Origin of the sequence: Streptomyces sp. Ru72 (assembly GCF_002920635.1) — a bacterium.
GTDB lineage: Bacteria > Actinomycetota > Actinomycetes > Streptomycetales > Streptomycetaceae > Streptomyces.
In genome coordinates, this window is the sequence record NZ_PQSR01000130.1 from 1 (window position 1) to 20,028 (window position 20,028).

The 20,028-nt window shown below is 71.2% G+C and carries 19 protein-coding genes; 6 read left to right on the forward strand and 13 right to left on the reverse strand.

Annotated elements, in window-relative coordinates:
* Positions 1 to 453: 453 nt before the first annotated feature.
* The 8 genes from C3488_RS35240 to ribB all read right to left on the reverse strand — a co-directional run bounded on the left by C3488_RS35240 (position 454) and on the right by ribB (position 7,051).
* Positions 454 to 1,695 (reverse strand): beta-ketoacyl synthase, encoded by a 1,242-nt coding sequence (locus C3488_RS35240; RefSeq protein WP_103844952.1) that lies wholly within the window; start codon positions 1,693 to 1,695, stop codon positions 454 to 456.
* A 419-nt stretch (positions 1,696 to 2,114) separates the two neighbouring features.
* Complete coding sequence (locus C3488_RS35245; RefSeq protein ID WP_258053850.1) at positions 2,115 to 3,128, reverse strand: beta-ketoacyl-ACP synthase III; 1,014 nt, start codon at positions 3,126 to 3,128, stop codon at positions 2,115 to 2,117.
* A 108-nt stretch (positions 3,129 to 3,236) separates the two neighbouring features.
* Positions 3,237 to 3,395, reverse strand: coding sequence for a hypothetical protein (locus C3488_RS40920; RefSeq protein ID WP_181139320.1), 159 nt, complete (start codon positions 3,393 to 3,395; stop codon positions 3,237 to 3,239).
* Between the two features lies 1 nt (position 3,396).
* Positions 3,397 to 3,819: an SRPBCC family protein gene (locus C3488_RS35250; RefSeq protein ID WP_103844954.1), complete on the reverse strand. Its 423-nt coding sequence runs from the start codon at positions 3,817 to 3,819 to the stop codon at positions 3,397 to 3,399.
* A 3-nt stretch (positions 3,820 to 3,822) separates the two neighbouring features.
* Positions 3,823 to 4,596 (reverse strand): SDR family NAD(P)-dependent oxidoreductase, encoded by a 774-nt coding sequence (locus C3488_RS35255; RefSeq protein WP_181139321.1) that lies wholly within the window; start codon positions 4,594 to 4,596, stop codon positions 3,823 to 3,825.
* The gene (locus tag C3488_RS35260; RefSeq protein ID WP_103844956.1) at positions 4,593 to 5,153 is read right to left on the reverse strand and encodes a hypothetical protein; all 561 of its coding nucleotides are present in this window, start codon (positions 5,151 to 5,153) and stop codon (positions 4,593 to 4,595) included. Before C3488_RS35260 ends, C3488_RS35255 begins: the two co-directional genes overlap by 4 nt.
* Before the next feature lie 6 nt (positions 5,154 to 5,159).
* Complete coding sequence (locus C3488_RS42440) at positions 5,160 to 6,401, reverse strand: lysophospholipid acyltransferase family protein (RefSeq protein ID WP_103844957.1); 1,242 nt, start codon at positions 6,399 to 6,401, stop codon at positions 5,160 to 5,162.
* Entirely contained in the window at positions 6,398 to 7,051 is a 654-nt protein-coding gene (ribB, locus tag C3488_RS35270) for a 3,4-dihydroxy-2-butanone-4-phosphate synthase (RefSeq protein ID WP_103844958.1), read from the reverse strand. The genes C3488_RS42440 and ribB overlap by 4 nt, the downstream gene beginning before the upstream one ends.
* 319 nt (positions 7,052 to 7,370) lie before the next feature.
* On the opposite strand from ribB, the gene C3488_RS35275 reads away from it, so the two are divergent.
* Both C3488_RS35275 and C3488_RS35280 read left to right on the forward strand, forming a co-directional pair.
* Entirely contained in the window at positions 7,371 to 7,865 is a 495-nt protein-coding gene (locus C3488_RS35275; RefSeq protein ID WP_103844959.1) for a MarR family winged helix-turn-helix transcriptional regulator, read from the forward strand.
* A gap of 272 nt (positions 7,866 to 8,137) precedes the next feature.
* Positions 8,138 to 8,800, forward strand: coding sequence for a TetR/AcrR family transcriptional regulator (locus C3488_RS35280; protein WP_103844960.1), 663 nt, complete (start codon positions 8,138 to 8,140; stop codon positions 8,798 to 8,800).
* On the opposite strand, the gene C3488_RS35285 is transcribed toward C3488_RS35280, so the two are convergent.
* Together C3488_RS35285 and C3488_RS35290 are read right to left on the reverse strand one after the other, a co-directional pair.
* On the reverse strand, positions 8,764 to 9,198 hold the full coding sequence (locus C3488_RS35285) for a hypothetical protein (protein ID WP_146067992.1): 435 nt from the start codon (positions 9,196 to 9,198) through the stop codon (positions 8,764 to 8,766). The two genes, C3488_RS35280 and C3488_RS35285, sit on opposite strands and share 37 nt — an antisense overlap.
* Before the next feature lie 219 nt (positions 9,199 to 9,417).
* Positions 9,418 to 11,682 carry an MMPL family transporter gene (locus tag C3488_RS35290; protein WP_181139322.1) on the reverse strand — a complete coding sequence of 755 codons (2,265 nt, stop codon included), beginning with the start codon at positions 11,680 to 11,682 and terminating at the stop codon, positions 9,418 to 9,420.
* A 762-nt stretch (positions 11,683 to 12,444) separates the two neighbouring features.
* On the opposite strand from C3488_RS35290, the gene C3488_RS35295 reads away from it, so the two are divergent.
* A complete protein-coding gene (locus C3488_RS35295; RefSeq protein WP_258053851.1) occupies positions 12,445 to 12,657 on the forward strand; it encodes a hypothetical protein in 213 nt (70 codons plus the stop codon).
* Here the strand turns inward: C3488_RS35295 and C3488_RS35300 are convergent.
* Both C3488_RS35300 and C3488_RS35305 read right to left on the reverse strand, forming a co-directional pair.
* Positions 12,654 to 13,376, reverse strand: coding sequence for a gamma-glutamyl-gamma-aminobutyrate hydrolase family protein (locus C3488_RS35300; RefSeq protein ID WP_103844963.1), 723 nt, complete (start codon positions 13,374 to 13,376; stop codon positions 12,654 to 12,656). The genes C3488_RS35295 and C3488_RS35300 overlap by 4 nt on opposite strands.
* A gap of 54 nt (positions 13,377 to 13,430) precedes the next feature.
* The gene (locus C3488_RS35305; protein WP_103844964.1) at positions 13,431 to 14,177 is read right to left on the reverse strand and encodes a FadR/GntR family transcriptional regulator; all 747 of its coding nucleotides are present in this window, start codon (positions 14,175 to 14,177) and stop codon (positions 13,431 to 13,433) included.
* Between the two features lie 76 nt (positions 14,178 to 14,253).
* Between C3488_RS35305 and C3488_RS35310 the strand changes: the two genes are divergently transcribed.
* The 3 genes from C3488_RS35310 to C3488_RS35320 are packed head-to-tail and all read left to right on the forward strand — an operon-like array spanning position 14,254 to position 17,821.
* On the forward strand, positions 14,254 to 15,624 hold the full coding sequence (locus tag C3488_RS35310; RefSeq protein WP_103844965.1) for a glutamine synthetase family protein: 1,371 nt from the start codon (positions 14,254 to 14,256) through the stop codon (positions 15,622 to 15,624).
* A gap of 23 nt (positions 15,625 to 15,647) precedes the next feature.
* A complete protein-coding gene (locus C3488_RS35315) occupies positions 15,648 to 17,027 on the forward strand; it encodes an aldehyde dehydrogenase (protein WP_103844968.1) in 1,380 nt (459 codons plus the stop codon).
* Positions 17,028 to 17,029: 2 nt separating this feature from the next.
* A complete protein-coding gene (locus C3488_RS35320; protein WP_103844966.1) occupies positions 17,030 to 17,821 on the forward strand; it encodes a 3-oxoacyl-ACP reductase in 792 nt (263 codons plus the stop codon).
* A 90-nt stretch (positions 17,822 to 17,911) separates the two neighbouring features.
* Here the strand turns inward: C3488_RS35320 and C3488_RS35325 are convergent, their stop codons facing one another.
* Positions 17,912 to 19,114, reverse strand: coding sequence for an amino acid deaminase/aldolase (locus tag C3488_RS35325; protein ID WP_103844967.1), 1,203 nt, complete (start codon positions 19,112 to 19,114; stop codon positions 17,912 to 17,914).
* Positions 19,115 to 20,028: the final 914 nt, after the last annotated feature.

Below are 20,028 nucleotides of genomic sequence, written 5' to 3' on the forward strand. Positions count from 1 at the left end.
ACATGGTTCGCGTCACCGCCCCGGGTCGAAGCGGCGGCTTCTAGAAGCCGCATCGGCGCCTGTCTCGCGCGACACACGCCGGGGACAGGCGTACTCGCGTCTCCAGGCGTCCGGCCCCCGGTGGGGCCCCGCACGGTCGCTGACGTCATCGGCGGTGGATGGGACCCGCTCCGACGTCCTGCTGATCAGCAGGCGGAGATCGGCCCGCTCTGTGTCGTGTGACCGCGTCCTGGCTCTGCGGGTCGTGGTGCTGGAGCCGTGCCCATGGCCGGTTCCGGTGCCTGTGGGCTCTCCGCCATCGGCCCCCGCGCGTCGAGGCCGCGCGGGACGCCCCCGAGACCGCCGGTGAGGACCTGGCTCACCCACCGGTGAATCTCGTGGGTGCTCGGCAGAACGGGCAGTTCGATGTTCTCCGGCATGGTGATCTCCTCGGACAGAGATGCTGACGCACGGTCAGGGGCCACGGAAGGCGAGCGTGACGTTGTGGCCCCCGAAGCCGAAGGAGTTGTTGAGCACCACGGCGGGGCCGGTACTGAGGTCGCGCGGCTTGTCCCGCACGATGTCGAGATCGACCTGCGGGTCGAGGTTGTCGATGTTGATCGTCGGGGGCACCACCCGGTGCCGGAGAGCCAGGATCGCGGCGATCGACTCGACGGCTCCGGTGGCGCCGAGCAGGTGCCCGGTCATCGATTTGGTGGCGGTGACGGCGACCTGCCCGGCAGAGCGGCCCAGTACCCGGCGCAGCGCCTCGATCTCGGCGAGGTCGCCCTGCGGTGTGGAGGTGGCGTGCGCGTTGACGTGCAGGACGTCGGACGGTGTCGCGCCTGCATCGGTCAGCGCGACGGCGACGGCCTTGGCGACATCGCGCCCGTGCGGTTCCGGCTGGGCGATGTGATGGGCATCGGAGGTCAGGCCGAAGCCGGCCGCCTCGCAGTAGACCTGGGCACCGCGGGCCAGCGCGTGGGCACTGGATTCCAGTACGACCACGCCCGCGCCCTCGGCTATCACGAAGCCGTCGCGGTCCACGTCGTAAGGACGGGAGGCGGCTGCCGGGTCCTCGTTGCGCTTGGACATGGCCATCATGTTGGCGAACGCGCTGATGATGACCGGGTGGATGGCCGCCTCCGTGCCGCCGGTCACGACCACGTCGGCCCGGCCGGAGCGGATCATGGCGATGCCATACGCCACCGCTTCGGCTCCCGAGGCGCAAGCGGAGGCCGTGGCGTGCGCGCCGCCCCTCGCTCCGAGTTCCAGGGCGACGTAGGCGGCCGCGGCGTTGGGCATGAACATGGGCACGGTGTGCGGAGAGACCCGCCGTGAGCCTCGCTCGCGCAGCAGGTCGTGCTGTGCGAGCAGCGAGCCGGCACCGCCCACGCCGGAGGAGATCACGACGCCGACCCGCTCGGGGTCCACATCCGTCAGGGCGGCGTCCTGCCATGCCTCGCGCGCCGCCACCAAGGCGAAGTGTGTCGAGCGGTCGGTCTTCCTGGCCAGCGCGTTGCCTATCAGCGGTGCGGGTTCGACGGCGGCACGGCCGGCGAAGCGCACGGCCAGATCCGCAGTCCACTCCTCGGTGAGCGTCCGCGCCCCGGGGCGGCCGGCCAGCAGCGACGCCCAGGTCGCGGCGACGTCGCCCCCCAGCGGGGTCGTGGCCCCCAGCCCCGTGACGAGCACAGTGCGGTCGGTGGTGGGCATCTCGGTCTCCTGTCGGTTGATGGGCTGGGCCGACCGACGAACGGAACGGCTTCGGGGCTGTCACCGGCGACGAGGATCCGGTCCACGACGCCGGCGACGGTGGTCAGAGGGCCGACCTGGTGGTCGCCGGTCCTGACCGTGAAGCGCTCCTGAGCCGCCACCGGCACGTGGGCCGCGGTCTGCGAGCCGATGCCGAGGTCCCTGCTGAGGTGGGGCTCGGCGCGGGATGTGGCCTCCGGCACGTCGGGGCTGCCTCATCGCCGGTCTGCGCCGGCCCGCGGTGGTGATCGCTTCCGGCGTGCGGCCAGTGGACGTGCCCGCTCCCCTGGGCGCGTCGGGACGGCTCCGGCGGGGAGGGCGGTGGGCCGGGGCACTGAGCGGGGTCGACTTGGCCGCCTTGGCGGCGGAGAGGGGATCACCTAAGGCAGGGTCACGACCTGCCCGGCGTAGGACAGGCCGGAGCCGAAGCCCATGGTCAGGGCCAGGCCGCCGCTCGGGGCCTCGCCGGCCGCGAGCACCTCCTCGATGGCCAGTGGGATGGAGGCCGCCGAGGTGTTGCCGGAGCGCACCACGCTGTGGGCCACAGCTACGTCGGGCGGCAGTTTGAGGGTCCTGGCGAGCGCGTCGATGATCCGGAGGTTGGCCTGGTGCGGGATGAAGGCGGCGAGCTGGCCGACGGTGACGCCGGCCGACTCCAGCGCCTGCCGGGCGACGTCGGCCATCTGGTAGACAGCCCAGCGGAAGACGGTCTGCCCCTGCATGGTGAGGGCGGGGAAGCGTTCGGGCCGACCGGTGCGCAGTTCGAGCCAGGACGAGGTCTGGTCGATGGCCGTGCGCTGGGCCCCGTCGGCACCCCAGGCCACGGGGCCGACGCCCGGAAAGGTGGAGGGGCCGACCACCACCGCTCCGGCGCCGTCGCCGAAGAGGAATGCGGTCGCGCGGTCGTCGTGGTCGATGAGATCGGACATCCGCTCGGTGCCGACCAGCAGCACGTACTCGGCGCTGCCTCCGCGCACCATGTCGGCGGCCAGGGCGAGACCGTGGGTGAAGCCCGCGCAGGCCGCGGACAGGTCGAACGCAGCGGCCCGTTCCGCCCCCACAAGGTGGGCGATCTCGGTGGCGACGGCCGGGAGTTGGCGGAAGTGCGTGGAGGTCGCGACGATCACGCAGCCGATCCGCTCGGGAGTGACCCCGGCCTGGGCCAGGGCCTTGGCGGCGGCTGCCACACCCATGTGCGCGATCGTCTCCTGCGGGCCTGCCCAACGGCGTTCGGCGATGCCGGAACGTTCCCGTATCCACTTGTCACTGGAGTCGATCCTGGGTGCTATCTCGTCGTTGGTCACCACGCGGGACGGCAGGTAGCCGCCCACTCCGAGGATGCGGGCGTGTGCCGGTGCGACCGGCTGGCGAAGCACTGGGGCGGTGGCAGACACTGCGGAGCTCCGGGGGTCGGGGCGATCAGGGTCGGCAAACGCGGTGGGCCCGTTGTGCCGTCGGGCGCCGACCGGAGGGGGCGGGCCCACCGCGGGACGCAGAGTTGCTCAGTCCAGGCCGCGCAGGATGTGCGGTTCGCCGGGCTCACCGGCGGAATCGGCCAGGTGCAGGGGCAGCGGCTGCGACCAGTCGTCGTCGGCTGCCGTCGGGACGGAAACCGGAGGGGCCGGTGCCGGCGGCGGGACGGGGGGTACGGCCGGCTCCATGTCACACCCTCCCGGCGGGCGTGTTGCGGGCCTCGGCCCGTGCCGCCAGCCGGCCCAGCCGCAGCTCGGCGACTCCTGCGAAGGCCGACCGCAGCACGCCTGCCAGCACCCCGTGGTGCTCGAAGGTGTGCCGCACGTGCGCACCTCCGCGGTGGGCGTTCAGCTCCCAGCTGTGGTCCTCACGGAAGCCGACCGTTTCCCAGTGGGCCTCGATCAGCGTGCCGCTGATCGCGCGGTACTCGAGGAAGCCCGACAGGCCGCCCTTGACCTTGATGGGGTACCGCTGGCCGACGACCGCGGTCCGCGGTGCCTCAATCGACAGGAACGCGGGGTTCCAGTCGGCGAGGGCCGCGGGTTCGAGCAGGATCTGCCGGACCACGTCCACGGGGGCGTTGATCAGTACATGCGCACTGTGAAGGGTCATCGCTCAGTACCTGACCCCTCCGTCGGCATGGACCGTGGTGGCGTTGATGTAGTCGGCCGCGGGGCTGGCCAGGAAGGCGATGGTTTCCGCCATCTGCTGGCCGTCGCCCAGCCCCATCAGGGCGCGGTCGGCCATGTAGCTGCGCCGGGCGGGATCCAGAGCCACGCCCATACCGGTGTCCAGGATCCCGGGTGCGAGGGTGACGGTCCGGACGTTGTAGGCGGCGTACTCCTGGGCGACGCTCAGGGCGAGGCCGTGCAGGCCGCCCTTGGAGGACGCGTAGGCCGCCTGGCCTGCGTTGCCCATCACCGCAGCGAGCGAGGACACGTAGACGATCCGCCCGTAGCGGCCCCGCATCATGACCTTCAGCGCGTGCTTGGTGGCGAGGAACGCACCGCGCAGGTTGACCCGGTGGACCTCGTCCCAGTCCTCCACCGGCATCTGGACCAGCAGCTGGTCGCGGGTGATGCCGGCGTTGTGGATGAGCACGTGCAGCCGGCCGAACCGGCGGGCCTCGGCGGCGAGGGTTTCCGCGGTGTCGCCCTCCGCCACGTCGCCGGCGACGAGGATCAGCCGGTCACCGTACTTGTCGGCGAGCCGTGCCAGGTCCTCCGACGGGGAGCGGTGGTTGGCGACCACCCGGGCACCCTGCCGCAGCAGGGTCTCCGTGGTCAACAGCCCCAGCCCCCGCCCGGCACCGGTGACGATGGCCACCCGCCCTTCATGGACGCCGGGCGGGACGACCCGTGTTTCGGCCCCTTCGTGGCCACTGTTCATGAGGAGGTCTCCCATTCGGTGTGTGGGCCGGAAGCCGCCGGGGCGAAGAGGTAGTCACTGAGCGGGAGGATCCGGTCCTCGGTGAGGGTGCGCACGGTGCGCAGCCGGGCGAAGCGCAGGTTCGACGCCTCGGAACTCGGCTCCTCCAGCAGCAAGGGCGGCAGGAAGGCGTCCGGAAGGCTGGCGAGCACCCGGACGGTCTCGCGCAGGAAGCGCAGTCCCCGCTGCCGGAGGTGGTCCGGCAGCCAGTCGAGGGCGGTCAGGTGGAGGTACGCCAGTGCGCCGTCGGTGGTGACTTCGATCCGGTCCGCAAGTTCGGCCGGGATGGCGGCGGCCTCCTCGACGTACATGGGCACGGTGGAGTTCTCCTCGCTCAACATGACCAGGACGTTGCCGCCGTCGGCGAGGTGGTCGAGCACACAGGCTGCCTCCGCCGGGGAGGGCCACAGCCCGCAAGGTGCGTAGTGTCCCGGGCGCGAGGCGGACCAGATGAGCCGGGGAGGCCCGTCGAAGACCACCACCGTGTTGCCGTGTCTCAGGATCGGTGACGAATACATGAGGCTTCACCCCACCGGAGTCGAGTCAGGGCTGTGGTCAGCGGTCAGCCGGGCGAGCAGGGCGGCGGCCCGGCTCTTGCGGTCCTCGGTGCGTGTGTCGGGTGCGGGAGCGGCGACGATGCCGCGCAACTGGTCCATGGCGCCGGCGTGATTGCCGGTCTTGATCAGCCCTTCGGCGTAGGCCATGAGGTAGCGGGTGTCGGGGGCCCCGATCTCGGCGGCGTGCCGCAGGTGCCCCAGCCCCTGCTCCGGCCGGCCGCCGAGCATCCGCGGTGCCTCGAGGTACCAGCGGCCCATGAGGTAGTTGCCCATCAGGTGATCGGGGTCGGCGTCGATGACCCGCTGGGCTTCTCGGCGTAAGCGGCGCAACAGCCGCAGGCGCTGTGGCAGGGCGCCGTCCATCATGCGTAACCCGGTCAGCCGGGCTGCCACTGCCAGGGCGTCCACGTTGCCCGGATCCATTCGCTTCGCCAGTGCGACCAGGGATGCGGCCTGTTCCATCCGGCGGGCGGCCGGCTGGGGGTCGGTACGGCTGAGCATGGTCTCCACGGTTGCCGCGGCCCGGTCGGCCAGTTCCTGGGACGCCTGCCGGTCGCGCTGCTGTGTGGGGTTGCGGGCGGTGTCCACCAGCGACACCAGTGCCTCGCGGGCCGCCTCGGACAGCGCCGCCACGCGTTTGGGCCGGGGAAGCGCGGAGTCGACTTCCAGGGGTGCCCCGAAGACGACCCGTATGTCGGCCCGGCGGGGCCGGTACGCCCCCCTGGGCAGGACGTGCTGGACGCCCCACATGCCCACCGGGATCACCGGTACCCCGGCCCGGGCGGCGAAACGGAACGCGCCGTCCTTGAAAGGCAGGAGCGGCCACCCGGGGCCGCGGGTTCCCTCCGGGTAGACCACGAGGACGCTGCCCTCGGTGAACACCCGCTCCACCGACGCGAGCAGGTCCCGGCCGGGCTGGTCGCGATCCACCGGTATGCCGCCCATCACGGTCGTCCACCGGCGCCGCAGCGGATGGACGAACGCCTCCGCCTTGGTCAGGAAGTAGAACTTGGGCCTGTCGCGCAGGAGGTTCATCAGCGCGTCCTGCACGAAGTGGTCGGCGAAGCTGCTGTGGTTGGGGACGAGGACGAAGGGCCCGTCTGCCGGTATGTGGTGCACTCCTTCGACGCCGGCGAGATACCGGTGCACGACTGCCGGACGGGAGACGGCAGTCGTGGCACCGATGATCAGCCGGTCACTCCGGCTCACTTCGCCTCTCTGGTCTGACGCGCAGCGAACTCCTGCAGCTTCTCGATGCTGGTGAGTACCAGGCCTTCACGACGGGCGAACTCGGCCAGCTGGGGCAGGCGCGCCATCGTGCCGTCCTCAAGGATGATCTCGACGATGACGCCGGCCGGGGCGAGACCCGCGAAGCGGGCCAGGTCGACGGCCGCCTCGGTGTGGCCCGGACGTTCCAGGACGCCGCCCGGCCGGGCGATCAGCGGGAAGATGTGACCGGGACGGCGCAGGTCCTCACTGGTGCCGTTGAGCATCAGCTCAATGGTCTTGGCACGGTCCGGGGCGGATATACCAGTGGTGACGCCGTGCTCGGGGCCCCCGTCGACACTGACGGTGAAGGCAGTGCCGTTGTGGTCCTCGTTGCGTTCCACCATCGGAGGCAGCTGTAGCTCGGCGGCGCGCTCCTCGGTGATGGACACGCACACCAGGCCACGGCCATGCGTGATCATGTAGTTGATCGCGGCGGCATCGGCGAACTCGGCCGCGACGATCAGGTCGCCTTCGTTCTCCCTGTCTTCGTCGTCCACTACGACGATCAGCTCGCCGCGGGCGATGGCCGCGACTGCCTTCTCAGCTTCGTCGAGAACGATCGAGGGGACGTCCAGGGACTGCACGGTCATAGGAAGTTCCTTTGGTCGCAGGTGCGTTGGGGGGGCGCAGGTGCGTGGCGGTGCAGTAGGCGGGTTCGGGTTCCGATGTTTTAACATCGATAACCTGTCACTGATGTCACATCATGCATGTTGCAGCATCGGTGCTGCAACACCGTCTTCGTAAAGAATTCAACAAGGAGGGATTCTCGACAGGGGAGTGACAGGCCCCTGCACTCTGAGTTATTCATGGCGTATCATCGAATGATGTTTCATCGATGTTTCCTCATTGACACAGCCTGTCGATGGGCGTCGATGAGCGCCCATCTCCTACGCACGCGAGGTGTATCGCATGCCCCCGAACCCGTCCGTCCTGGCCGCGACGCGCACCAAGGAAGACTCAGAACTGCGCTATCTGGTCCTGGCAGCCCAGCGGGAAGGCGCCCGGTACCTAGCCGCCCAGCTCAGGCCGCTGAACCTGACGCCGGCGCAGGCGGAGATCCTGCTGGTGCTGTCGGAGCGGGCCCCGCTCACTCTGGCCGAGGTGGGGCGACTGATCGTCTGTGAGAGTCACAGTCCGAGCCGGATCGTGGACACGCTCGTCAAGCGTGGACTGGTCAGCCGGGAGCCGGGACAGGTGGACCGCAGGGTGGTGTATCTGGGCCTGACCGCACAGGGCGAGGAGCTGCTGCCGGTGCTGCGGGACATCGACGCGGCGGTGGACGCGGCAGCGGCGGACCGGCTGAGTCCCAACGAGAAGCGGGTGATGATCGGCGCCCTGCGCCGAATCACCGACGGTACCGTCAGCGGCGCCGCTCTCGCGGCCCGTTTCCCCCGCAACGGCTGAGTCGTGGCAGAACCTCCGGGCGGGACCCCTCGACGGTACGGACGACACAGCGTGCACACCCCAATCTGCATCACCTCAGAGGGACATCCGCAAACTAGAGGCCTCACAGAGCGTCAAAAAGCACGTCAGGTTAACGTACAGGTAAGGGCGGGTATGGCGCGAGCAAAGCGCGCAGTCGTCCCGTACGGCGGGAGCGAACAGTCCGCCGGACACCGGTCCGCCGCAGCAAGCCGATCTTGTCACTGCCTCATACGACTGCGAGGATCTGCGCCATGAACGCGATCCGCACGGCCAGGGAGCGCGCCCGCGAGGAGCTGGTCGGGAAGATCAAGATGTCGGCCCGTCACCATCTCGCTCTCCAAGGGGCCGCTTCCCTGTCGCTGCGCGCGGTGGCGCGTGAACTCGGCATGGCCTCGTCGGCCGTCTACCGCTACTTCCCCAGCCGCGACGACCTGATCACCGCGCTCATCGTGGACGGCTTCGACTCGCTCGGCGAATGCGCGGAAAACGCGGCGGCCGGCGCACCGCCGGACAGCACGCCGGCCGATCGCTGGCAGGTGGTATGGGAGGCGGTGCGGGCCTGGGCGGTGGCCAACCCGCACGAGTATGCGCTGCTCTACGGTTCCCCTGTGCCGGACTATGCGGCCCCGCAGAGCACCGTGGGCCCGGCCGCCCGGGTCGGCCTGGTGCTCATCGGCCTGGTCGGCGAGGCCCTGTCGCGGGGCACCCTGCAGCCGGTGGAGCGGACGGCCCGCGTGGCGAAGTCCGTGGCGGGCGAACTGCCGAACTGGGCAGCGACGCGTCTGGTGGAGTGCTGGACCCAGCTCTTCGGCCTCATCAGCTTCGAGTTGTTCGGGCATCTCCACGGCGTGGTCGAGGAACCGGGCGAGTTCTTCACTCAGACGGTGCGCGAGTCCGGCGCGTGGCTCGGCTGAGCATCCCCCGTGCAGTCGCGTACCGCCGCATCGTGCGCCGACATCAGCAGAGCGATGGCCTGAGCCCGGCTACGTGAGGGCGTGTCGTTCCAGGCGCACAACAGCTCCCAGTCGTCGAACGGCGCTGTGCGGTGCGGGTCGACCCGGGTGCGGATGACCGACAGTGCCTGCCGGGACGCCACGTTCTGCGCTCTCGCGTCGCCGGTCGCCGCCCACAGCAGGGCGCCGATCAGGCTGGCCGCTTCCGGCCGGTACGGGGAGCCCACATGCAGCAGTCCTTCGCCGCGGCACCAGCCACGCTCGGCGATCAACCGGGCGCCGCGCCAGAAGATGCCGCTCACCAGTGGCGGGGCGGCGAGGGGCTGGTGCAGGAAGGGGGGCACGGATGGCGTCGTCATGGCGATCGGCTCGCTTTCCGGAGGAGCAAGGTGAGCGGGAAGGTGGTGCCGTGGTTCGGGTGTGGGCTGCGCCAGTACGTCGTGTCGTCGTCCGGCCCTGTCTTACATCGATCGACGCGGAGCCGGAATCGCCCTCGTCAGGGGTGACCGCCTGCGGCGCGCAGCTCCGCCGCCCGGCCGGGGTGCGGGCCGGGCGGCGGAGCTGTACCGCGGGTCAGCTCACCGCAGCAGACTGCCGGAGGCGGGCAACTCCGGGCCGGTGGACGGCAGTACGGTGGTCGCGCCGGCGGCCTCCTCGGCGGCCGTGCCCGTCACGCTGTCGGCGGCCGGGGCCGCGGATCGGTGCTTACGGCCCCAGACGCGGTCGCCCAGCAGCAGCAGCGTGGCCGGCATGACCAGTCGGCGGATCACGATCGCGTCCAGCACGACGGCAGCGGCGAGGCTGATGCCCAGTTCCCGAACGATGCTGATCTGGGCGCTGGTGAAGGAGACGAAGACGGCGACCATGATGGCGGCGGCGCCGTTCACCAGCCCGGCGGTGCGGGCCAGACCGCCGAGCACCGCGTCACGGTGGGCGGCGCCGTCCAGCCGCATCTCCCGCATCCGACCGATCATGATCACCATGTAGTCCATGCTCAGGCCGAACATGACGGCGAAGAGCATCAGCGGGGTGACGCTGTTGATCGAGTGGTCGGTGCCGCTGGCCACCAGGGCCAGGAAGCCCAGACTGGCGCCGACGACCAGCAGGTTGAAGGCGAGGGCCAGCAGCGGCAACACCGTCGAGCGGAAGGCCAGGAAGAGGATCAGGAAGCTCAGCAGGGCGACGGTGAGGACCACCAGCGGGACCGAGTGGAGGACCAGGCTGTCGAAGTCGGAGCCGGTGGCGGTGGCACCGGCGAGTTCCGCGGTGACTCCGGGGCCGGTCTCGCTCTTCAGGTGCGAGCGCAGGTCGCTGACCAGGTGGTGGGCCGCCGAACTGTCCGGGTCGGCGTCCGGAGTGACCAGGACGCGGGTGACCACGGTGTCGCCGACCTTAGCCCACAACTGCCCGACGGCCGCCCTGCCCGCGGCGTCCAGCCCGGTGCCGTCGGCGAGCGCCTGGGGCAGCGAACCGGCGGGCAGGCCCAGGGTGCTGACCGCCTGCACACCGTCGGCGCCGTTGGCGCTCCTCGCGTGCTCGGCGACGCTGGTGGCGGTTTTGAGCAGTGCGGAGGAATCCTTGGCGTCGGCGGTCAGGACCACCTGGACGGGGAACATGGCACGGATGCCGATGTCCTTCTTGATGCGCTCCATGCCGACCCGGGCGCTGTCACCGGAGGGCAGGATGCTCGCACTGGCCACCGGTACCCGCAGCGTCAGCTGCGTGGCCGGCCACGCCAGGGCGGTGAAACCGACGAGGAGTGCGGCGAGGACCAGCCCCGGACGCCCGGGGAACCGGCCAGGCTGCGGTGCTGCGTCCGCAGCGGCTGCGGCTTTCCCGCGGCGACGCAGCGTACCGGCGTTGATGCGGTGTCCGAGCAGGCTCAGCACCGCGGGCAGCAGCGTCATCGCCATGGCGACCGCCACCACCGCCACGGCCGTGCCGCCGAGGGCGATGCTGGTGAAGGACATCGCGCGGGGGATGAAGAGAGCGGACAGCGCGACCACCACGGCCAGGCCGCTGAACAACACCGAGTGCCCCACAGTGCGCATGGAGCGCTCCACGGCGGCCGGCGCGTCCCGTCCCTCGGCAAGTTCCTCACGGAAGCGTTTGATGATGAACAGCGAGTAGTCCACGGCCACGGCCAGGCCGACCATGGAGACGATGTTGCCGAAAAGGCTGTTGATGTCGGTGAGCTGAGCCATTCCGTAGCCGAGGGCCTGGGTCACGGCCAGCGTGAAACCGGCCAGGACCAGCGGAACCACCATCGCGACCACGGATCGGAAGACCAGCAGCAGCACGACGAAGAGCACCGGGAAGGCGATCATCTCGGCCCGGGTGACGTCCTCCTTGGAGTGGACGTTCAGCGCGTAGTCCAGGGCCGGGCCGCCGGTGACGTCCACCTCCACGCCCTTGCCGACCGCGGCCCGCACATCGCGCCGCACGTCCGGTACGACGTTCTGCACGGTGGTGCTGTCACCTGTGAAACCGACCTGCAGAAACGTCGTCCGGCCGTCCTTGGACACCCACTCGGGGTGGGTGCGCTCGTCCGTGACCGCGGTGACACCGGGACGCTGTACTGCCTGACGTGCCTGGGTGACCGCGCCCTGCACTGAGCCACTGGGGTCGTGCAGGACGACCAACAGGGAGTTGGGCGCTTCCTTGAAGGCCTGTTCAAGTGTGCGCTGCGCGTGCACCGACTCCCCGCGCGGATTGGAGAAGCCGCCGGCCTTGAGCGCCCCTTCGAGCTGGAGGGCGAACGGCGCGGCCAGGGCGAGCAGCAGCAGCCAGGCGGCGATCACCGTCCTCGGCCTCCGCACGGACAGGGAAATCGGGTTCTTCATGGAGTTTCTCCTAAGGGTCGAAAACCGTGTCTGGGAGGCCAGGGGGACGGAGACCGGCGAGAAGAGGCGACTGGGCATCTCAATGAGGCGATATCGATGAGGTGGTATCGATGATGCGCTATCGATGTTCCATCATGCATTGCCCGGGATGTTGGCGCAACAGCCACGCGAACGGCTTCTCGCTTGACAGGAGGGCGCCAAGGGAGCGGCCAACCGGGACCCGTCGGTGACTTCATCCGGTCACGCCGGCAAGAACAGGCCGCTGGGGCCGCAGTACGCGGTGGGGGCCCTTCACCCATGTCACGGAACCGGTCGTCGCCCGCTTGCCGCACTCACGGCTCCCGACAGAGGTTGCCCGTTGTGTTTTTCGTGGTCCTGCAAGGGGGCTGCCGGCCTCCGGGTCGGGCATGACGGTCGCCCCCTGTCGATCGATGACCTGGGGGCTGGTGTCACCGGGGCCGAGGGGTGCCCTCGGAGGCGCTGATGAGAGTCCGACCGCCGACTGGCCGGGCGTTGCACGCCCGGCCAGTCGTGGGCGGCAGGCATGCATGACGTGGAGGGCGAGAGCGGCCCCGACTCCCAGGCCGGGAAGGAGGTTTTCGACAAGCCCCTGCTTGACAGCGGGCAGAAACTGCGGGCCGTCTTCGACAAGTGTCGGCGTACACGTCAATGTCCCCAGCCGCGTGCGGATGAACGGGGCGCTTTCTGGCGCGCTGACGGCCGGGCTGTGGGCACTCTGTCCTTGCACACCCCCGGTTCGAGTTGCACTTCACCCCGACCTACTCGTCCTGGATCCACCAGGTCGAGCGGTGGTTCACCGGGCTGGAGCGACGCTGCCTCGAACGCGGCGTGCTCTGCTCACCCGACGAGTTCAAGACCGCGCTCGAGGACTGGATCAAGACCTGGAACGAGCAGGCCCGGCTCTTCAGATGGACGAAGACCGCAGACCGGACCATCGGCCACATCTGCCGCTAGTGCGACCGGGCCTCCGGACCAGGACACTCGGCGCGGGCGGACGCCGCCTCCACCAGCGCTCGCATCACCCGGACGTCCTCGCCCATCTCCGGGTGCCACTGCACACCCAGCACCCAGGCGGCACCCGGCATTTCGACCGCCTCCGGTGTGCCGTCCTCCGCGTACGCCGAGATCACCAGTCCGTCCCCGAGGCGGTCCACGGCCTGGTGGTGGTAGGTCGGGACCGACACCGACTCCGGCGCCACCTCCCCGTAGCGCGTGCCCGGCACCGGCTTGACCGTGTGCCCGCCGAACGCCCCGACCTGGGCGACGTGCCCGTCGAGGTGCTGCACGAGTGTGCCGCCGAGGGCGACGTTGAGCAGCTGCATCCCACGGCAGATGCCGAGCAGCGGCGTGCCCGACGCCAGCGCCGCCGCGATCAGCGCCAGTTCCCAGGCGTCCCGCTCGGGCGCGGGAGGCCCGGTGCGCGGGGAGCGGGCCGCGCCGTAGCGTGCCGGGTCCACGTCCGGGCCACCCGCGATCACCACACCGTCCAGCCGGGCCACCGTCGCCGCCGCCTGTGCCGGATCGTCCGGCGGGAGCATCGCGGCCAGCCCGCCGGCCCGCTGCACGAGCCGCGGATAACCCGCCGGCAGCAGCGCCGCCTCCAGCTCCCAGACGCCCCAGCGCGCCCCGGCCTCCAGATACGTGCTCACGCCGATCAGCGGCCGTCCGGTCATACGGGCCTCCCAGGGTATAAATGGTACACAGTCATACCTTTTCAAGGGTGGTGCTCAGGCCAGGAAGCCCCGCAGCAGCGCCGCCGTCCCCGCGCAGTGCTCCCGCATCATCTCCCGCGCGCCGTCGGCGTCCCCGTCCAGCACCGCCTCCACCAGCGCTTCGTGCTGCCGCTGAGAGTGCTCCAGATTGCGGACCAGCAGCGGGATGCAGTCCAGCAGGTCGTTCACCGTGGCCCGTACGGCCGCGTACTGCGCCGTCAGCGACGGTGACCCGGCGAGCTCCGTCAGTGTGAGGTGCAGCAGCGTGTCCAGGCGCCGGTACTCCGTCAGCGGTGCGTCCTGGGTGCCGGCCAGGGCCTCCCGCAGCCGTGCCGCCTGCTCGTCCGAGAGGCCGTGCGTCGCGCACAGGCCCGCCGCCCCCACCTCCAGCACCTCGCGGAACCGCAGCACGTCCTCGATGTCGACCTTCTCGATGCGCCGGCGCAGCTCGTCCTCGCCGCCCGCGTCCACGCGCGGCAGGACGAACGTGCCGCCGTAGCGCCCGCGCCGCGACTCCAGCAGGCCCTGGTCCTGGAGCACCTTCAGCACCTCGCGCAGCGTCACCCGGCTGATCCCCAGCCGCTCCGCCAGCTCGCGCTCCGCGGGGAGCCGCTCCCCGCCCGGCACCAGCCCCAGGCGGACCACCTGGAGGATCTGCTCCAGCGCCTCCTCGAAGCCGTTGCCCGCCCGCACCGGCCGCAGCACCGGCGTCAAACGGTCCCGCACGCCGGCGGCGAGGTCGTCGGGTTCCGCATGCGCCATCTGGCCGTGCCCCCTTCCCAAGCAATGGTTGTCGCAAATACCTTATGACTCCCGGCGGACCCGAAGGAGACCCCCCGTGGCAGACCGCACATCCCCGCTCGGCCTCGAGGAGCTGCACGCCCTCGTCGCGGGCGGCGAGATCGACACCGTCGTCCTGGCCTTCCCCGACATGCAAGGGCGCCTCCAGGGCAAGCGGTTCGCCGCGCGCTTCTTCCTCGACGAGGTGCTGGAACACGGCACCGAGGGCTGCAACTACCTCCTCGCGGTCGACACCGAGATGAACACGGTCGACGGGTACGACATGTCCTCCTGGGACCGCGGCTACGGCGACTTCGCCCTCCACCCGGACCTGGGCACCCTGCGCCGGGTGCCCTGGCACGAGGGAACGGCCATGGTCATCGCCGACCTCGCCTGGAACGACGGCTCACCCGTACTCGCCGCTCCCCGCCAGATCCTGCGCCGCCAGCTCCAGCGCCTGGCCGCCCTCGGCCACACCGCCCAGGTCGGCACCGAGCTGGAGTTCATCGTCTTCAAGGACACCTACGAGCAGGCCTGGGACGCGAACTACCGGGGCCTGACCCCGGCCAACCAGTACAACATCGACTACTCCGTGCTCGGCACGGGCCGCATCGAGCCCCTGCTTCGCCGCATCCGCAACGAGATGGCCGGCGCCGGCATGACCGTCGAGTCCGCCAAGGGCGAGTGCAACCCCGGCCAGCACGAGATCGCCTTCCGCTACGACGACGCCCTGGTGACCTGCGACCAGCACGCCATCTACAAGACCGGAGCCAAGGAGATCGCCGCCCAGGAAGGCGTCTCCATCACCTTCATGGCGAAGTACAACGAGCGGGAGGGCAACTCCTGCCACATCCACCTCTCGCTCGCCGACGAGCACGGCCACAACGCCATGGCCGGCGGGCCCGGCTCCCCCGGCGGGATGTCGGAGGTCATGCGGCACTTCCTCGCCGGGCAGCTGGCCGCCCTGCGCGACTTCTCGCTGCTCTACGCGCCGAACATCAACTCCTACAAGCGCTTCCAGCCGGGCTCGTTCGCCCCGACCGCGGTCGCCTGGGGGTACGACAACCGCACCTGCGCCCTGAGGGTCGTCGGCCACGGACGTTCGACACGCTTCGAGAACCGCGTCCCCGGCGGCGACGTCAACCCGCACCTCGCCGTCGCAGGGATGGTCGCGGCCGGGTTGCACGGCATCGAGCAGAAGCTGGAACTGCCCGAGCCGTGCCCCGGCAACGCCTACACCGCCGAGTACGCGCACGTGCCCACCACCCTGCGTGAGGCGGCCGAACTCTGGGAGACCAGCGCCCTCGCCAAGGCCGCCTTCGGCGACGAGGTGGTCGCGCACTACAGCAACATGGCCCGCGTCGAACTGGCGGCCTTCGACGCCGCGGTGACCGACTGGGAGCTGCGCCGCTCCTTCGAACGCATGTGAGGGGTTCTTTCGTGCCGAACGTCGTGTCGAACGAGCTCGATCTGCAGGTGCTCAATCCGGCCACCGAGGAGGTCGTCGCCACCGTCCCCGCCGCCACCGCGGCCGACGTGGACGCGGCCGTCGTACGGGCTGCGCGGGCGCAGTCCCGGTGGGCGGCGCTCCCGCCCGGCGACCGGTCCCGGTTGCTGCGCCGGTTCGCCCGGGCCGTCGACGAACACCTCGAGGAGCTGGCCGAGTCGGAGGTCCGCGAGGCGGGCCACACGATCGGCAACGCCCGCTGGGAGGCCGGCAACGTCCGTGACCTGCTCGACTACGCGGCCGGCGGCGTCGAGCGCCTGACCGGACGCCAGATCCCCGTGCCGGGCGGCCTGGACGTCACGATCCTCGAACCCCTCGGTGTCGTGGGCGTCATCGCGCCCTGGAACTTCCCGATGCCGATCGCCGCGTGGGGCGCCGCCCCGGCACTCGCGGCGGGCAACGCGGTGCTCCTCAAGCCCGCCGAGACGACTCCGCTCACCGCCCTTCGCCTGGCCGAACTGGCCCTGGAGGCGGGTCTGCCCGAAGGACTGTTCCAGGTGCTGCCCGGTCACGGCCCCGTCGCGGGTGCCGCGCTCGTCGAGCACCCGGGCGTGGCGAAGATCGTCTTCACCGGGTCGACGGCCGTGGGCAAACAGGTGTTGGCAAAGGGCTCCGCCCTGCTCAAGCGCGTCACCCTCGAACTCGGCGGCAAGAGCCCCAACATCGTCTTCGCCGACGCCGACCTCGAGACCGCCGCGGCCACCGCCCCCATGTCGTTCCTCGACAACTCCGGCCAGGACTGCTGCGCCCGTACCCGTATCCTCGTCCAGCGCTCCGCCTACGACCGCTTCCTCGACCTGCTCGCCCCCGCCGTCGAGTCGGTCGTCGTCGGCGACCCGGCCGACGAGAACACCCAGATGGGCCCGCTGATCTCCAGGGCACAGCTGGAGCGTGTCCGCTCGTACGTCCCCGCGGACGCCGAAGGGATCCGCGGCAAGGCGCCCGAGGGGCCGGGCTTCTGGTTCCCGCCGACCGTCCTCACCGGTGTCGACCCGCACGCGCGCGTGGCCGTCGAGGAGGTCTTCGGCCCGGTCGCCGTCGTACTGCCCTTCGAGGACGAGGCCGACGCGATCCGGCTCGCCAACGACACGCCGTACGGGCTCTCCGGCTCCATCTGGACCCGGGACGTCGGCCGCGCGCTGCGCGTCTCCCAGGTCGTCCGCGCGGGCAACCTGTCCGTCAACTCTCACTCCAGCGTCCGCTACTGGACCCCCTTCGGCGGCTTCAAGCAGTCGGGGATCGGCCGCGAACTCGGTCCGGACGCCCTGACCGCCTTCACCGAGACCAAGAACGTCTTCATCAGCACGGAGGGCCCCGCACAGTGACAGTGACCTCGCAGACCTCTGACCACATCTGCCGCCGCCTGGTCGGCCGCACCGCCGTCGTCACCGGTGCCGGCAGCGGCATCGGTCTCGCCAGTGCGCGCCGCCTCGCCGCCGAGGGCGCGAACGTCGTCTGCGGCGACATCGACGAGACCCGCGGCAAGGCCGCCGCCGAGGAGGTCGGCGGGCTGTTCGTGAAGGTCGACGTCACCGACCCCGAGCAGGTGGAGGCGCTGTTCAAGGCGGCCTACGACACCTACGGGTCCGTCGACGTCGCCTTCAACAACGCGGGCATCTCCCCGCCCGACGACGACTCCATTCTCGAGACCGGCCTGGAGGCCTGGAAGCGGGTCCAGGAGGTCAACCTGACCTCCGTCTACCTGTGCTGCAAGGCCGCCATCCCCTACATGCGGCGCCAGGGCAAGGGCTCCATCATCAACACGGCCTCGTTCGTGGCCCGGATGGGCGCGGCCACCTCGCAGATCTCGTACACGGCCTCCAAGGGCGGCGTCCTCGCCATGTCCCGCGAGCTGGGCGTGCAGTTCGCGCGGGAGGGCATCCGGGTCAACGCGCTGTGCCCCGGGCCGGTCAACACCCCCCTCCTGCAGGAGCTGTTCGCCAAGGACCCCGAGCGGGCCGCGCGCCGTCTGGTGCACATCCCGGTCGGCCGGTTCGCGGAGGCGGAGGAGATCGCCGCGGCGGTCGCGTTCCTCGCCAGCGACGACTCGTCCTTCGTGAACGCCACCGACTTCCTGGTGGACGGCGGAATCGCGGGCGCGTACGTCACGCCCCTGTAGCGGGCCTCGGTCTCGTGACCCCGGGTGACGACGGCCTCAGGGGCGGCCCGAGGGCGGCACCGGCGCCTGGCGCCGGTGCCGGTGGTCACGTCACAGGAAGGTGCGCCCCTCGCCGCGGTACGTCGGCACGGTCGCCGTCACCCGGTCGCCCTCGACCAGGTGGAGCGCGTCGAAACGCTCGCACAGCTCGCCCGCCTTGGCGTGCCGGAACCACACCTTGTCGCCGATGAGCAGGTCGTCGGCGGCCGAGCCCATCAGCGGCGTCTGCACCTCGCCGGGTCCCTCCTGCGGGTCGTACCTCAGCCCCTCGGGCAGATACGGCACGGGCAGCCGGTCGGGGCCCGCGGCGCCCGACGCGGGGTAGCCGCCGCCCAGCACGGTCACCACCCCGACGCCCGGCCTGCGCACCACCGGCTGGGCGAACAGGGCGGCCGGACGGCCGCGGAACGAGGTGTAGTTGTCGAACAGCCGCGGCTGGTAGAGCCCGGAACCCGCCGCTATCTCCGTCACCGCGTCCTCGGCGGCCGTGTACTGGACGCTGCCCGTGCCGCCGCCGTTGACGAACTCCAGGTCCGGCGCCACCTCCCGGACCGCGCGCACCACTTCCGCGCGCCGCCGGCCGAGCTCCCTGCGCGCCGTGGCCTGCATCAGCCGGATCGCCCGCGACCGCACCGGACGCCCGGCCACCGCGTCGCCGACACCGGCGACATGGCCCTCGTACGCCATGATGCCCACCAGCCGGAAACCGGGCGTGCGGACCACCGTGCGGGCCATCTCGGCGACCTGTTCGGGGGAGTGCAGCGGCGAGCGGCGCGCGCCGACGCGGACCCGTCCGCCGAGCAGCTTCAAAGAGGTGTCCAACTCCAGGCAGACGCGCACCTCTTCGGTGCCGCCCCGGCGGGCGTCGTCGATGAGACGCAGCTGGGCCGGGTCGTCGATCATCACCGAGACGGCGGCGGCGAGCTTGGGGTCGCAGGTCAGTTCGGCGAACGCCTGGCGGTCGGCCGAGGGGTACGCCAGCAGGACGTCGTCGAAACCGGAACGGGCCAGCCACAGGGACTCGGCGAGCGTGAAGGACATGATGCCGGCGAAACCGTCCCGGGCGAGCACGCGTTCGAGCAGTGCACGGCAGCGCACGGACTTGCTGGCGACACGGATCGGCTTGCCGCCGGCCCGGCGGAGCATGTCGTCGGCGTTCGCGTCGAACGCCTCCAGGTCCACGATCGCGACAGGGGCGTCGAGATGAGCGGTGGCCCGGTCGTAGCGGGCCCGGTCTGCGGCGCGGGCAGTCATGGACGCAGCCTGCCAGATGTGATTACCGCAGGGTAGGGGGACGATCCGGGCAGATGCCGCCGGTGACGTGGACCGGTTCCCGTTCGACGCGGATCAACCCGTAGAGTGACGCGCACGTGGGCGAGCGGCTGCTCCGCTCGGGCGCGTACGCCTGGGATGGGCGCCCGCTCGCGCGGGTATGTCTGCCCGGAACGGGCCGGCGTTCGCACCACGCCCACCGGCCGTCCGCCCTGGGCGGTCGAACACCCGGGCCGTCCCGGGAGGTCCGGCTACAACGAAACGGGGGGTGCATGAGCACGGAAGCGCACCGCGCCTCCACCCCTCCGCGCCCCTCGACCCCGCCCCGCCCGGCCACGCCGCCGGGCGACCCCATGACTCCGCGCCGTCCGTCGACGGAACCGGACGAGACGGCGAATCAGCCCCGTCCGTCGACGCGTCTCGACGCCTCCGTGCCCCCGCCCCGCCCGTCGACGCGTTCCGACGCCTCCGTGCCTCCGCCGCGTCCGGCCACGCCGCGGGGTGTCCCGCCCGCGGGGGCGAACGGCACGTCCGCGCCCGGGGGCGACGGACCTCGGCCGACGCAGCGCAACGGCGCCGCTGGAACGATCCCGCCCCGCCCGGAGCAGCCGCCCGCGGCGGCACCCCCGTCCGGCCCGCAGACCCCCGCCGCACCGCGGCGAACTCCGCCTGCCCGTACGCCCTTCCCGCCGGCTCCGCCCCGCCCCGAGCAGCCGCCCCGGTCTCAGACCGCGACCGGGTCCGATGCGGCCGGGGCCCCGGTGCCGCCCGGTACGGACGAGTTCTTCAGCCGATCTCGTGCGCAGGCCGGCTCTCGCCGGCCGGGCACGGCGGACGCCCCCCGGGCACTCCGCCGCGGCCGGGCCCTCGGCCCGCTCCGGCGCGGGCCGTCCCCC

Excerpts from the sequence above, each read along its gene's own strand:
- C3488_RS35300 (WP_103844963.1), bottom strand. The coding sequence starts at position 13,376 with ATGACCGGACGGCCGCTGATCGGCGTGAGCACGTATCTGGAGGCCGGG.
- ribB (WP_103844958.1), bottom strand. The coding sequence starts at position 7,051 with ATGACCGTGCAGTCCCTGGACGTCCCCTCGATCGTTCTCGACGAAGCT.
- C3488_RS35250 (WP_103844954.1), bottom strand. The coding sequence starts at position 3,819 with ATGACCCTTCACAGTGCGCATGTACTGATCAACGCCCCCGTGGACGTG.
- C3488_RS35290 (WP_181139322.1), bottom strand. The coding sequence starts at position 11,682 with ATGAAGAACCCGATTTCCCTGTCCGTGCGGAGGCCGAGGACGGTGATC.
- C3488_RS35285 (WP_146067992.1), bottom strand. The coding sequence starts at position 9,198 with ATGACGACGCCATCCGTGCCCCCCTTCCTGCACCAGCCCCTCGCCGCC.
- C3488_RS35260 (WP_103844956.1), bottom strand. The coding sequence starts at position 5,153 with ATGTATTCGTCACCGATCCTGAGACACGGCAACACGGTGGTGGTCTTC.
- C3488_RS35240 (WP_103844952.1), bottom strand. The coding sequence starts at position 1,695 with ATGCCCACCACCGACCGCACTGTGCTCGTCACGGGGCTGGGGGCCACG.
- C3488_RS35325 (WP_103844967.1), bottom strand. The coding sequence starts at position 19,114 with ATGACTGCCCGCGCCGCAGACCGGGCCCGCTACGACCGGGCCACCGCT.
- C3488_RS40920 (WP_181139320.1), bottom strand. The coding sequence starts at position 3,395 with ATGGAGCCGGCCGTACCCCCCGTCCCGCCGCCGGCACCGGCCCCTCCG.
- C3488_RS35280 (WP_103844960.1), top strand. The coding sequence starts at position 8,138 with ATGAACGCGATCCGCACGGCCAGGGAGCGCGCCCGCGAGGAGCTGGTC.
- C3488_RS35275 (WP_103844959.1), top strand. The coding sequence starts at position 7,371 with ATGCCCCCGAACCCGTCCGTCCTGGCCGCGACGCGCACCAAGGAAGAC.
- C3488_RS35255 (WP_181139321.1), bottom strand. The coding sequence starts at position 4,596 with ATGAACAGTGGCCACGAAGGGGCCGAAACACGGGTCGTCCCGCCCGGC.
- C3488_RS35305 (WP_103844964.1), bottom strand. The coding sequence starts at position 14,177 with ATGGCGCATGCGGAACCCGACGACCTCGCCGCCGGCGTGCGGGACCGT.